The organism is Pantoea sp. ICBG 985 (genome assembly GCF_002928365.1).
Lineage (GTDB): Bacteria > Pseudomonadota > Gammaproteobacteria > Enterobacterales > Enterobacteriaceae > Pantoea > Pantoea dispersa.
Map to the genome: position 1 here is coordinate 536,014 of NZ_POWM01000002.1, position 13,693 is coordinate 549,706.

Annotated in this window: 12 protein-coding genes; 9 read left to right on the top strand and 3 right to left on the bottom strand. The window is 55.5% G+C overall.

Annotated features, from left to right (window positions below):
- Window positions 1–112: 112 nt before the first annotated feature.
- Together C1Y42_RS08540 and C1Y42_RS08545 are read left to right on the top strand one after the other, a co-directional pair.
- Window positions 113–3,625 (top strand): glycosyltransferase, encoded by a 3,513-nt coding sequence (locus C1Y42_RS08540; RefSeq protein ID WP_104093188.1) that lies wholly within the window; start codon window positions 113–115, stop codon window positions 3,623–3,625.
- 184 nt (window positions 3,626–3,809) lie between these two features.
- Window positions 3,810–4,961, top strand: coding sequence for a DegT/DnrJ/EryC1/StrS aminotransferase family protein (locus C1Y42_RS08545; protein ID WP_058757416.1), 1,152 nt, complete (start codon window positions 3,810–3,812; stop codon window positions 4,959–4,961).
- Window positions 4,962–4,993: 32 nt separating this feature from the next.
- Here C1Y42_RS08545 and rfbD read toward each other — a convergent pair whose 3' ends face one another.
- The 3 genes from rfbD to rfbA are packed head-to-tail and all read right to left on the bottom strand — an operon-like array spanning window position 4,994 to window position 7,276.
- The gene (gene rfbD, locus C1Y42_RS08550; RefSeq protein WP_104093189.1) at window positions 4,994–5,875 is read right to left on the bottom strand and encodes a dTDP-4-dehydrorhamnose reductase; all 882 of its coding nucleotides are present in this window, start codon (window positions 5,873–5,875) and stop codon (window positions 4,994–4,996) included.
- Complete coding sequence (gene rfbC, locus C1Y42_RS08555; RefSeq protein WP_021509897.1) at window positions 5,860–6,408, bottom strand: dTDP-4-dehydrorhamnose 3,5-epimerase; 549 nt, start codon at window positions 6,406–6,408, stop codon at window positions 5,860–5,862. The genes rfbD and rfbC overlap by 16 nt, the downstream gene beginning before the upstream one ends.
- Window position 6,409: 1 nt before the next feature.
- On the bottom strand, window positions 6,410–7,276 hold the full coding sequence (gene rfbA, locus C1Y42_RS08560; protein ID WP_021509898.1) for a glucose-1-phosphate thymidylyltransferase RfbA: 867 nt from the start codon (window positions 7,274–7,276) through the stop codon (window positions 6,410–6,412).
- A 320-nt stretch (window positions 7,277–7,596) separates the two neighbouring features.
- Here rfbA and C1Y42_RS08565 point away from each other — a divergent pair, with 320 nt between their 5' ends.
- The 7 genes from C1Y42_RS08565 (at window position 7,597) to tcyN (ending at window position 13,468) form a co-directional block, all read left to right on the top strand.
- Window positions 7,597–8,565, top strand: coding sequence for an HNH endonuclease signature motif containing protein (locus C1Y42_RS08565; protein ID WP_104093190.1), 969 nt, complete (start codon window positions 7,597–7,599; stop codon window positions 8,563–8,565).
- Between the two features lie 143 nt (window positions 8,566–8,708).
- The gene (locus C1Y42_RS08570; protein WP_021509900.1) at window positions 8,709–9,431 is read left to right on the top strand and encodes an RNA polymerase sigma factor FliA; all 723 of its coding nucleotides are present in this window, start codon (window positions 8,709–8,711) and stop codon (window positions 9,429–9,431) included.
- A gap of 49 nt (window positions 9,432–9,480) precedes the next feature.
- Window positions 9,481–9,984, top strand: coding sequence for a flagella biosynthesis regulatory protein FliZ (gene fliZ, locus C1Y42_RS08575; RefSeq protein WP_031280184.1), 504 nt, complete (start codon window positions 9,481–9,483; stop codon window positions 9,982–9,984).
- Window positions 9,985–10,115: 131 nt separating this feature from the next.
- Window positions 10,116–11,102 carry a D-cysteine desulfhydrase gene (locus C1Y42_RS08580; RefSeq protein WP_104093191.1) on the top strand — a complete coding sequence of 329 codons (987 nt, stop codon included), beginning with the start codon at window positions 10,116–10,118 and terminating at the stop codon, window positions 11,100–11,102.
- A gap of 148 nt (window positions 11,103–11,250) precedes the next feature.
- Window positions 11,251–12,051: a cystine ABC transporter substrate-binding protein gene (gene tcyJ / locus C1Y42_RS08585; protein ID WP_021509903.1), complete on the top strand. Its 801-nt coding sequence runs from the start codon at window positions 11,251–11,253 to the stop codon at window positions 12,049–12,051.
- Window positions 12,051–12,719: a cystine ABC transporter permease gene (gene tcyL / locus C1Y42_RS08590; RefSeq protein ID WP_058757420.1), complete on the top strand. Its 669-nt coding sequence runs from the start codon at window positions 12,051–12,053 to the stop codon at window positions 12,717–12,719. Before tcyJ ends, tcyL begins: the two co-directional genes overlap by 1 nt.
- Window positions 12,716–13,468, top strand: a complete 753-nt coding sequence (gene tcyN / locus C1Y42_RS08595; protein ID WP_058780700.1) for an L-cystine ABC transporter ATP-binding protein TcyN — start codon at window positions 12,716–12,718, stop codon at window positions 13,466–13,468. The genes tcyL and tcyN overlap by 4 nt, the downstream gene beginning before the upstream one ends.
- Window positions 13,469–13,693 lie beyond the last annotated feature (225 nt).

Consider the following 13,693-nt stretch of genomic DNA (forward strand, 5'->3'; position numbering starts at 1 on the left):
CGCTTTTTTACTGGATAATGGCGCGATTGTTTCCAGGCGCGCCGCGTATTCTGAGCTGAAAGAGACGTCACACAGACGTGAGTTATCGCCGAGGCTGAGGATACAACCGACAATGAACGCGAACGCACTGGTAAGCATAATCATTCCTGCTTATAAAGCCACCTGGTTTGAACTGGCGCTGAAAAGTGCATTAGCACAGGATTACCCTCATTGTGAAATCATCATTGGCGATGATTGTCCTGATGCAAAAATCGAGGATATTGTCACTGCCTGTCAGGAAACCAGTCGGTTTCCTATCCACTACCAGCGTCATCGTCCCGCGCTGGGCGAAATCGCCAACCTCAGTCAGGCAATACGTCGCGCCAAAGGCGAATACGTAAAATTCCTTTATGATGATGATGTACTTCTGCCGCAGGCCGTGTCGCAATTAGTCGCGGCGCTGTCGCAGGTACCGCAAGCGGTGATGGCAACAGCCAGACGTAATCGCATTGATTCCGTCGGTAAGGCGATGGCAGACGAGATTTACAGTGTATCGCCGGTATTAGAAGACACGATTTTTCATGGTCAGGATATGGCCCGCTGGCAGGCTGATTTCCTGAACAACTTTATCGGTGAACCCAGTGCCGTTTTGGTGCGCAGCGCGGCGCTGCGCAAGCTGGTGGACGAACCGCGCGAGCTGCATGCGTTGATCGATGAAGGGCTACCGTTCATTGCCGATCTGGTGATTTACCTGCGCTTGTTACGTCATGGTCATCTGGTCTATTTACCGCAGGTGCTGGCGCAGATTCGTATCTCGCGTGAGCAAACCAGTCAGGAAGCGCGCCTCGATGGCAATATAGCCAGTCAGTCTCACCAGCGCTTTCCGGAAGAGATCAAAAAACTGGGCTGGTATGATGAGCAGCTGCCGCAGGGCTGGATTCGTCACGCCACGCTGCGCAGCCAGCAGGACTTCCAGCCGTTTGACCTGACAACGGCGCTGCAGAATGCGCGGGTAGAGAGCCATTTTGCCGAGTGGTTCCGTCAACGCACACTGCGGCCCATCGAACAACAGCTGATTGCACAGCATCTTGCCAGTCAGCCGGTCGCACGTATTGCCGTGGTGATTGATGTGCGCGACGCGACTGAGACCGAGTGGCTGCTGACACAGGCCAGCCTGGATGTCGCTGTGGCCGGCCTGAGCCTGCTGCCGGTGGTGCTGGCGGCACCGTATCAATCGTTTATTCCGGCCTCTGTGCAGCGTATTGATGTGCGCGACAATCAGGTAGTCGCTGCGCTCAACACGCTGACCGAAGAGGGACATTTCGACTGGCTGATAGTATTACGGGCCGGCAGTCAGTTGTATACCTCAGGTTTGCAGGCGCTGGGAACGGTGCTGCCGGAGGTCGGTCATTGCCAGTTGATTTATGCCGATGAGGTGTATCCGGTCAATGGCCGTCCGGTTGGCGCATCCTTCCGCCCTGACTTTAACCTTGACCTGCTGCTCAGTAACCCATCAAGAATGGCCTACCACTGGCTGTTCCGCCGCGAATTTTTACAACAGACTGGCGGGTTTGCCACGCACTGGCCGGGCTGTTTTGAACTGGACGTGATTCTGCGCACCATCGAAAGCCAGCCTTTTAATGTGATTGGGCATCTGGCTGAGCCGTTAGTGCAGACTGCCTCATTACGACAGCCGGTGGATGAAGAGCGCGCCCTCATCCGCAACCACCTGCAGCACCGCGGCTACGCACAGGCCGATGTCAGCCTGAGTCCACACAATGTGTATCAGCTGCATTATGGTCACCCGCAGTCGGCCCCGGTTTCCATCATCGTCCTGGTGAGTAATCACCTGGCGAATCTGGTGAGTTGCGTCACCTCGCTGATGGAAAAAACTGCCTCACAGAATTATGAATTGCTCCTGGTTTCTGCTCAGGGCGGAAGTGCCGCCCAGGACGAATGGCTGCGCGGTATCGCTGAGATCGACCCGGCACGCATTCGCACATTGCAGATTGAGGGCGGTTTTCATCGCGCCAGAATGGTCAATGCCGCCGCCGCTGTGGCCAGAGGCGATTACCTGCTGCTGCTGAGTAGCGATTTGGCCATGCTTGATAACAGCTGGCTGGAAAACCTGCTTAACCATGCCCAACGTCCGGAAGTCGCTATTGTTGGCGCCCGGCAAATCTACGCAAATGGTCAGGTACGCCACGCCGGTTATGTGCTGGGGATTAACGGCCTGGTAGGTGAGCCGTTCTATGGTGAGAGCCATGAAACCGCGGGACACATGGCGCGTTTGCAAGCCGACCAGAACTACAGCGCGGTGTCAGGCGATCTGATGATGGTGCGTACCGAGGTGTTTCGCGCCGTTGAGGGTCTGGATGAGACGCTGCAGCATTTCGACGATGTCGACTTCTGTCTGCGCGTGCGCGAAGCCGGGTTGATGACGGTCTGGACACCGTACGTGCGTATGCTGCGGCAGGTTAATCCTGAACTGACGATCGACACGCAGAGTCGAAGCCAGGAGGAAGATCGTCAGCTGCAGAAATGGCAGGCCATCGTGACCCAGGATCCGGCGTATAACCCCAACCTGACGCTCAATAACATCAACTTTAGCGTGTCCTCCGACAGTGAACTGACATGGCGTCCGCTTTCGTGGCGGCCATTGCCGGTGGTTATGCCTTTCATGGCTGATTTTGCCGGTTGTGGTTACTATCGCATCATCAAGCCCTATGAGGCGATGCGCGATGCCGGCCTGGTGGATGGCAAACTATCCTCCACGCTGATAAATGTTGCCGAGCTCAATCGCTTCGCGCCTGATAGCCTGATTTTCCAGCGCCGGATTGACGCGGAGTTCCATGAATGGCTGGAGAAAGTCAGTAAGCATACGCAGGCGTTCAAAATTTATGAGCTCGACGACTACCTGCCCAATATTCCGCTCAAAAACCATCATCGCTCACAGTTTGGCAACGATGTTAAAAAACTGATGCGGCGCAGCCTGAGTTATATGGATCGCTTTGTCGTATCCACTGAACCTTTAGCCGAAGCGTTCGCGGATATGCACCACGATATTGTGGTGCGTAAAAACCGTCTTTCGCATGACTGGTGGGGCAAGCTGCAGTCGCTGCGCAATCAGGGGAAAAAACCACGCGTTGGCTGGGCCGGGGGATCCAGTCATACCGGCGATCTGGAAATGATTGTCGATGTGGTGCGCCATTTTGCTAATGACGTTGAATGGGTGTTTTTTGGCATGTGCCCGCCAAAGCTGCGGCCTTTTATTCATGAATATCACCACGGCGTAGAAATTGAGCGTTATCCGGCCAAACTGGCCTCGCTTAATCTCGACCTCGCGTTAGCGCCTGTCGAAGATAACTTTTTCAACACCTGTAAAAGTAATCTGCGCCTGATGGAATATGGTGCCTGCGGCATTCCGGTGATTTGCAGTGATGTGGCGTGTTATCGCGGTGATTTAACCGTCACGCGCGTGAAGAACCGCCACAAAGACTGGGTGGACGCTATCAATATGCATCTGCTGGACCCCGCAGCGAGTGCCCAAATGGGCGCCAGGCTGCAGCAGGAAATTCGCCAGGACTGGATGCTGGAAGGCGAGAACCTGCAAAGCTGGTCACAAGCCTGGACGCTGAAGCGTTAATTTTTGACCTGCTGCACCGCAGCGGGTCAATGCAGTTTCAATCTATCTGGATAACACCACACTCTGCGGTCATTCACCGCCTCATCACTGGCTGAGGCGAATACCTGTTCTGCAGGGAATGACCCGGCTATCAACCTTCAAAGGTGAGTTGGTGTGAAAAGGCACTCTGCTGAGGTGAACGATTATGAATAATAAACCTGTGTATGTAACCAGCCCGCTTATGCCACCGCTGGAAGAGTTCATGCCTTACCTTGAACAGATCTGGCAGAATAAAGTCCTGACCAACGGCGGGCCCTTCCATCAGCAACTTGAACAGGAACTGGCACGCTATTTAGGTGTTGAGCATCTCTGCTTATTTACCAATGGCACGCTGGCATTGCTGACGGCGCTGCAGGCGTTGCGTATTACCGGTGAAGTCATCACCACACCTTATTCTTTTGTCGCCACCTCGCATTCTCTGTTGTGGAATGGGTTAACCCCGGTGTTTGTCGATATCGACCCGATAAGCTGTAATATTGATGCCTCCAAAATAGAGCAGGCCATTACACCGCAAACCACAGCCATTATGCCGGTGCACTGCTATGGCAATCCGTGCGACGTGGAGAATATTCAGCGCATCGCTGACCTGTACGGGCTGAAAGTCATTTACGATGCTGCTCACGCCTTTGGCGTACGTAAAAACGGCAACAGCATATTGAATTATGGTGACTTGTCGATTTTAAGTTTTCACGCAACGAAGGTTTTCAATACCATTGAAGGTGGCGCAATTATCTGCCCGGATGCTAAAACCAAAAAGCGCATCGATTACCTGAAGAATTTTGGCTTTGCAGATGAAACCACCATTGTGGCGACCGGCATTAACGGCAAAATGAACGAGGTGCAATCGGCCTTTGGCCTGCTGCAGTTAAAGCACATCGACCAGGCATTAGCGGAGCGGGCGCGTATTCAGGCGCACTATTATGATTTGCTCGCGGAAATCGATGGCATTACGCTGCCGCATATTCCGGCTGATGTTGAATGGAACTACTCTTATCTGCCGGTGATGGTAACGGAAGATTTTCCGCTGAGTCGTGATGAGCTTTATGCGCATCTGCGTGAGCACAACATTATTGCCCGTCGTTATTTCTATCCGCTGATTACCAGTTTCCCGATGTATCGTGGATTACCCAGTGCTGATGAAGCGGCCTTACCGATTGCACAACAAATGTCTCAGCGCGTGTTATGTTTGCCGGTCTATCCTGGCTTAGCATTGACCGAAGTTGACAATATTGTGCAAATCATTCACCGCCTGGCTGAGCAAAAGCTAACAAGCCGCGCGTTACCTCTGGTGGGATAATAACAAGGCGTCTGAGACGCCTTGTTTTATATTTATTGCAGGGCGGTGATATCAGGAACGGGCTGAACGGTGGCTGAATCACCGGCTAAGCAGGCGGATTGCACGCGATTTTGCCAGTCCGATGCCTCAACCCCCAGCGCCGCTATCCGCGCGGTATTCATTACGCTGTTGACCGGCCTTGCGGCAGCCATCGGATATTGCGCGCTGCCAATCCCTTTCACCAGCACATCCCGCTGCGCGGCCACAAAAATCGCCTGGGCGAATTCGCACCAGCTGACCGCCACATCGCCACAGTAGTGATAAACGCCGGCGGTTTCCGCGCGGGATGCCAGGGTGATAATCGCCTGTGCCAGATCGCCGGCATAGGTCGGGCAGCCGGACTGATCGTTCACCACGCTGATTTCGCTGCGGGTTTCTGCCAGCCGCAGCATGGTTTTGAAAAAGTTTGCACCGTACTCACTGAACACCCATGAGGTGCGAATCACTACGGCGTCCGGCAGCACGGAGAATACACGTTTCTCACCCTCCCATTTGCTCAGTCCGTAGAAATTAATCGGGCAGGGCAGATCGCTTTCGGTATAAGGCGTTTTTTTACTGCCATCAAACACATAATCGGTGGAGAGATGAATCAAGCGGGTGCCCTGCTGGTGAGCGGCGATGGCGAGATTTTCCGGGCCGATGGCGTTGACCTTCATGGCGCGGATACGGTCGGTTTCTGCCTTATCGACCGCGGTATACGCGGCGGCATTGATGATCACATCGGGACGGAATTTCTTCACCACCCGTTCCACCGCCGGGCGGTCGGTAATATCTAACTCGGCAGAGCCACAGGCCAGCAGCACCCACTCTGCCGGCACCCGATCCAGTAAACAACGGCCAAGCTGGCCATAAGCACCGGTTAACAAAACGCGCATTGCACTAACTCCTGCAGGGAGAGTCCTTGTTGATCTTTTACCGATAGCAGAGGCGTCGCTACCGGCCATTGCACCGCAATTTCAGCGTCATTCCACATCAGGCAGGCTTCATCCTGTGGGTTGTAGTAATCAGTACATTTGTATTCGAAGTCAGCGACCTCGGAGAGCACCACAAAACCATGTGCCAGACCCGGTGGGATCCACAGCTGGGTTTTGTTCTCTTCAGACAGCTCCAGCCCGGTCCATTGGCCAAAGGTGGGCGAATCCGCACGGATATCGACGGCAACGTCAAACACCGCGCCGCGTACCACGCGCACCAGTTTGCCTTGCGGCTGGGTTTTCTGAAAATGCAGCCCGCGCAGCACGTTACGCGCCGAACGGGAGTAGTTGTCCTGCACAAAATCCAGGTCGATATCCAGCAGTTGCTGATAACGCCGCTTCTCAAAGGTTTCGAGGAAGAAGCCGCGGGCATCGCCAAACACTTTAGGCTGGATAATTTTTACATCAGCAATTTTCGTGGTGATGACCTCCATCTCACTCCTCCACCAGCATCTTCAGATAGTGACCATACTGCGTTTTGCCGAGATAGGCGGCGCGCTGCAGCAGCGATTCGCTGCCGATCCAGCGCTTGCGCCAGGCGATCTCTTCCAGACAGGCAATTTTGAAGCCCTGGCGCTTTTCAATGGTATGAATGAAGTGTGACGCTTCGAGTAAGCTCTCGTGGGTACCGGTGTCGAGCCAGGCAAAGCCACGTCCCAGCACTTCGACGTTGAGCAACCCATCGTCGAGATACATCTGATTGAGGGTGGTAATTTCCAGCTCGCCGCGGGGAGAAGGGCGAACTTCCCGCGCCATGGCGCAGACGTTTTTATCGTAAAAATAGAGGCCGGTGACGGCATAGTTCGATTTTGGCTGTGGCGGTTTTTCTTCAATGGACAGCGCGCGGAATTGCTTATCAAACTCCACCACGCCGAAGCGCTCGGGGTCCATCACCTGATAGCCAAATACCGTAGCGCCCTGCGGCCGCGCAACAACGTCTTCGAGCTTTTTACCAAAGCTTTGCCCAAAGAAAATGTTATCGCCCAGCACTAATGCGCAGCGCTCACCGGCAATAAAAGACTCACCGATGATAAACGCCTGCGCCAGGCCATCGGGCGATGGCTGCACCGCGAACTGCAGATTAACGCCGAAATGGCTGCCGTCGCCCAGCAAACGCTGGAATCCCGCCAGATCTTCAGCGGTAGTAATCACCAGGATGTCACGAATGCCTGCCAGCATCAGCACCGAAAGTGGATAGTAAATCATCGGTTTGTCATAAACCGGTAACAACTGCTTCGATACGCCGCAGGTTACAGGATGCAGGCGGGAACCTGTCCCGCCCGCCAGCACTATACCTTTCATCATTGCCTTCCTTATTACGCGTCTCTGCTCTCCACAGAGTCATGCTGTGAGCATACGAGCGCGCAGGAATAATTGATGGCGCGAATAACCGATAAAAAAGCGGGCATTGCCGGGGATAAGCGGAAGGAGAGAAAAGCAGCGCGTGGGCATTCCTGCTGAGCTAAATCAAATTGGGCTCTTGCACGGCAGACGATTTCCCCTTGCGCATCATAACCTCAAAAAAGTAACCATCCTGTTACAGCCTGGGTGAGAACTGCCGATAACCCTCTTCAGAATCATTCCAATTTTTAAGCTCTATTTTTCCTGTTTCTGGGGTGTCTATGCGCTTCAATTATGACTTGTTACCGGGTGAGCAACTGACCTTCGATGAGATCGCGCTGCGCTATGCGCAGCAGCATCCTGATGAGAAGGAGCTCACCGCCCGCGGGTTGCTCAGCCCGTCAACCAGCTACCGCAACCTGGTGATCCGCGCACTGTTTGCGCAGAAGGAGCTGAACAGTCCGCTGGAGGATCTGCTGTTCGTCTCCGACGATAACGAGCGCAAAAACTACCTGCGCCGCTTCGAGCATTACCTTAAAAACCAGCAGGCGTTTCTCTATTTTCGTCGTAACGATGAAGCGCGTAAAAGCGGACGCTGGAAAGTGATCGGCGAAACCCGGGTGTACGCGATGCTCGATCCCCGCTCGGCAGAAGCGCAAAACCTGCTCAACAGCCGCGGTTTTAAGCTGGTACTGATGCGTCAGACCGAAGAGGATGAGTACTGGCAGCTGTTTGATCCGCAGGCGCATCCCTGTTTCCCGCTGTCGCGCAAGATCCAGTTTTTGGTGGTGCTCAGCACGCCGCAGCAGAAAATGCCCAGCGCGGTGATGCCGGGTACTGAAGTGGGGCGGCGCGTCAAGGCGAAAGTGTTCCAGCGCGCCAGCCAGGCGGAGTTCAGCGCGGCGGTGAAAGCGCGCTATGGTGCCTGCATTATTACCGGCACGCGCTTAACCGAGCGCCACAGCTGGCCGTGGGTGGAAGCCTGCCATATCGACACCCAGGAGAATGAAGAGGGCTTTCTGGCGGATAACAGCGTCGACAATGGCCTGTTCCTGCGCAGCGACCTGCAGCGGCTGTTTATCAACAAAATGATTAGCATTGACGCAGAAACCGGGCAGGTGCTGTTTAATTCCGCGCTGGAATGCGACGAGTCCATTAGCCCTTTTTATCAGGCGCTTGAGGGCAAAACCTGTGCGCTGTGGGACGCCGTCCCGCCTGGCACAAGGCAGCGGCTGCGTAATCTGCGCTGAACCTGCGCACAATGGCGGTGCGATCCACCGCCATCCATAACAAATTTGAAATAACCTCGCTTTTGCCTGCCTATTCTGCCAATCGAAACCGCTACAGAATTGGATAATCATGCCGATAACTTTATTAACGCAGGGTAGTCAACGTGAACGATCTCTATACCGCCGATGGCGTGATGGATAAACATTCGCTCTGGCAGCGCTACGTTCCTCTGGTGCGGCATGAAGCGCTGCGCCTGCAGGTGCGTTTGCCAGCCAGCGTTGAGCTTGACGATCTGCTGCAGGCCGGTGGTATTGGCTTACTGAATGCCGTGGAGCGCTATGACGCGCTGCAGGGCACCGCCTTTACCACCTACGCCGTGCAGCGTATCCGGGGCGCAATGCTGGATGAGCTGCGCAGCCGCGACTGGGCACCACGCAGCGTACGTCGTAATGCGCGCGAGGTGGCCGGCGCTATGCATCAGGTAGAGCAAGCGTTGGGGCGCGCGGCTACCGAGCAGGAAGTGGCTGAGCGGTTGAATGTTTCGCTGGAAGAGTACCGGCAGATTCTGCTGGATACCAATAACAGCCAGCTTTTCTCGTACGACGAGTATCGGGAAGAACACGGCGACAGTGCGGAACTGGTCACGGAGGGGCATGAGGAAGCCAACCCGTTGCATCAGTTAATGGAAGGAAACCTGCGTGAACGCGTGATTGAAGCGATTGAGGCGTTGCCTGAACGCGAAAAATTGGTGCTCACACTGTACTACCAGGAAGAACTGAACCTGAAAGAGATTGGCGCGGTGCTGGAAGTGGGGGAATCCCGCGTCAGCCAGTTGCACAGTCAGGCGATCAAACGCCTGCGGGCCCGTTTGACGGGAGCGCGCTAACAGACTCAGTTCCTGGGGAACCAAAAATAAAAAAACCGGGGACTCAGCAATGGGAGCCAAAGTTAAAGCCAGACCGTTAAGTCGCTACCTTAAAGACTACAAACACAGCCAAAGCAACTGTTCACACTGTGGCAAAGTTTTAGACCGTATGGCGTTAGTGTTCCGCGGCCAGATCATCAATAAAGAGGCCATCGCACGCATGGACCAGATGATTGACGATCAGGTATGGATGAAACTCCAGCCGGAACTGACGGCGCTGTGCCGTTTCTGCAGCGATATTTTTTGTAATACCCATCCGAATTACTTCGATATCATGGCGTTCAAACAATATCTGTTTGAGCAGACCGAGATGAGTCACAGTACCATTCGTGAATATGTGGTGCGTCTGCGTCGTCTTGATGACATGCTGAAAGCGAAAAATTTCCCGGCAGAAAGGTTACGGGGCAACAGCTGGCATGAGTGTCTGCAAAACGATCTGCCCGATGCGGGCAACAATAACTACCGTATTGCACTGCGCAAATATGACCAGTTCTTAGGCTGGCAGCGCGGCTAAGGGTGATTCAACCCCGGTTACTGGTGAGCATGCCAGCAACCGGGGTGCGTCGCGATCAATTCCGGATGCGACTTTTCTCATCTTCTGCAACACTGTAGGGATAACTGCACATTGCCCGAATGGAGGCTGCATTGTCCTTACATCTTCTGCACCAGTTTCCCCGTCTTGAACTGCTTGGCGCACCGACGCCGTTAGAACATTTGCCACGCCTGTCTGATTACCTCGGACGCGATATCTTTATTAAACGTGATGACGTCACGCCGGTGGCGCTGGGCGGTAACAAGCTGCGTAAACTGGAGTTTCTCGCTGCCGATGCGCTGCGGGAAGGCGCCGATGTGCTGCTGACCGCCGGCGCGATTCAGTCCAACCACGTGCGCCAGACGGCAGCCGTGGCGGCGCGTCTGGGCCTGAAGTGCGTGGCGCTGCTGGAGAACCCGATTGGCACCGACGCCGCCAACTACCTGAGCAACGGCAACCGCCTGCTGCTGGACCTGATGGATGTTGAGGTCGTGATGGTTGATGCGCTGCACAATCCACCGCAGCAGCTGGCAGAGCAGGCGGAACTGCTGGAAGCGCAGGGCTTCCGGCCTTACATTGTGCCGGTGGGCGGCTCGAATGCGCTTGGCGCGCTCGGCTACGTCGAATGCGCGCAGGAGATTGCCCATCAAAGCGAAGGCGTGGTGGATTTCGCTGCGGTGGTGGTGGCGTCGGGCAGTGCCGGGACGCATGCCGGGCTGGCGGTCGGTCTGGAACAACTGCTGCCGAATAGCGAGCTGGTGGGCGTGACGGTGTCGCGCAAGGTCGAGGCGCAGCTGCCGGTGGTGGAGCGCATTCGCAGCGCGCTGGCACAGCAGCTGGAGCTGGAAGCGCGTGCGCCGGTAACCCTGTGGGATGACTATTTTGCGCCGCGCTACGGCGAACCCAATGACGAAGGCATGGAAGCAGTGCGCCTGCTGGCGCGGCTGGAGGGCATTATGCTCGACCCGGTCTACACCGGCAAAGCGATGGCGGGTCTGATCGATGGCATCAGCCAGAACCGTTTCCGCCGGGAAGGGCCGCTGCTGTTTGTGCATACCGGCGGCGCACCGGCGTTATTTGCTTATCATCCTTCGGTATGAGACAGCAGCAAAAAAAGGTTTATAATCCAGCGGTTATTACAAAGAGCACATGCCGGAGCGGCACCCTTTATTGCGAGATAAAGCGCCGCGCCCAAAATGAGCGTTAATTAACCATAAGCACACAACACATCACAATAATGGGGTAAACATGGCTTTCTCTCCGATTCGTCGCCAGCTGGTGATGGGAATGATGGCGGTCGCACTGGTGGCGGGCGTGAACGTAAAAAGCTTTGCGGCAGAAGATTTGCTGGCGCAGGTCAAGAGCAAAGGTGAGCTGCGCGTCGGGCTGGAAGGCACCTATCCGCCGTTCAGCTTCCAGGATGAAAACGGCAAGCTGACCGGTTTTGAAGTCGAGTTTGCTCAGGAGCTGGCAAAACACCTCGGCGTTAAGGCGGATCTCAAACCGACCAAATGGGACGGTATGCTGGCCTCGCTGGATTCCAAACGTATCGACGTGGTGATCAACCAGGTGACCATCTCCGACGAGCGCAAGAAGAAGTATGACTTCTCCACGCCGTACACCATCTCCGGCGTGCAGGCGCTGACGCTGAAGAAGAACGCGGGCTCCATCACCAAACCGGAAGATCTGTCCGGCAAGAAAGTCGGCGTGGGTCTCGGTTCTAACTATGAGCAGTGGCTGCGCGACAACGTCAAAGGCGTGGATATCCGTACCTATGATGATGACCCAACCAAGTATCAGGATCTGCGTTCAGGCCGCGTTGATGCCATTCTGGTCGACCGCTTAGCCGCGCTGGATCTGGTGAAAAAAACCGGCAATACCATGGCGGTGGCTGGCCCGGCGTTCTCCCGTCTGGAAGCGGGCGTGGCGCTGCGCAAAGGCAATGAATCGCTGCTGAAAGCGATTGATGGTGCGATTGCCGACATGCAGAAAGATGGCTCGCTGAGCAAGCTGTCTGAGAAGTGGTTCGGCGCGGACGTCACGAAATAATGCAGGAAAGTTTACAGCTGGTGCTGGATTCAGCACCTTTTCTGCTGAAAGGCGCGCTGTTCACGCTGCAGCTGAGTATCGGCGGGATGTTCTTCGGCCTGATACTCGGCTTCGTGCTGGCGCTGATGCGCCTGTCACGCTTCTGGCCGGTCAACTGGCTGGCGCGTTTCTATGTGTCGATCTTTCGCGGCACGCCGCTGATCGCCCAGCTGTTTATGATCTACTACGGTCTGCCGCAGTTTGGCATTGAGCTCGACCCGATTCCGTCGGCGATGATTGGTTTGTCGCTCAACACCGCGGCCTATGCCTCGGAATCGCTGCGTGGCGCGATTGCGGCTATTGAGCGCGGTCAGTGGGAAGCGGCCGCCAGCATCGGCATGACGCCGTGGCAGACGCTGCGTCGCGTTATTCTGCCGCAGGCGGCGCGCACCGCGCTGCCGCCGCTCGGTAACAGCTTTATCAGCCTGGTGAAAGATACCTCGCTGGCGGCCACCATTCAGGTGCCGGAGCTGTTCCGGCAGGCGCAGCTGATCACTTCGCGCACGCTGGAAGTGTTCACCATGTATCTGGCGGCTTCGCTGATTTACTGGGTGATGGCTACGGTGCTGTCGGCGCTGCAAAACCGGCTGGAAGCGCACGTCAATCGTCAGGATCGGGAGGCAAGATGAGTGCAATTGAAGTCCGTCAGCTGGTGAAACAGTTTCACGGCCAGACGGTGCTGCACGGTATCGATCTCGATGTCGCGCCCGGCGAAGTGGTGGCGATCATCGGTCCGAGCGGTTCGGGCAAAACCACGCTGCTGCGCAGTATTAATCTGCTGGAAGTGCCGGAAAGCGGCCTGGTCAAAGTCGGTGACATCAGCATCGACGCCAGCCTCGGCCTGCACAAGCAGAAGGATAAAGTGCGGCAGCTGCGCCAGCAGGTCGGCTTTGTGTTCCAGAACTTCAATCTGTTCCCGCACCGTTCGGTGCTGGAGAACATCATTGAAGGGCCGGTGATCGTCAAAGGCGAAGCGAAGGCGGAAGCCATTGCGCGCGCGCGCACGCTGCTGGAGAAGGTCGGTCTGCACGGTAAGGAAGAGAGTTTCCCGCGCCGGCTTTCCGGCGGTCAGCAGCAGCGCGTCGCAATTGCCCGGGCGCTGGCGATGCGTCCGCAGGTGATTCTGTTCGATGAGCCAACCTCGGCGCTGGATCCTGAACTGGTGGGCGAGGTGCTCAGCACCATCCGCGCGCTGGCGCAGGAGAAACGCACTATGGTGATCGTCACGCATGAGATGAGCTTCGCGCGCGACGTCGCCGATCGCGCCATCTTTATGGATCAGGGGCGTATCGTGGAGCAGGGCCCGGCTAAAGCGCTGTTCAGCAATCCGCAGCAGGCACGCACCCGGCAATTTCTCGACAAGTTTCTCAATCAATAATCTCTCCGGGCCGGTTCGCTGGCCCGAATTATTTTCCATCTAGCAAAATATTAAATACCGCGCTTACCTTTTTGACGCATTAATAAATTTATTTTCCGGCGATATAATTAATGCTGGTTTACTCCGCTGCGGAATGTTCTTAATTTCCGTGCGGCAATACGTGCGCGGCGCACCGTCAAATTACGCCATGAATGCTTAAATAACAGTCGTTCACGGGCGAAAATC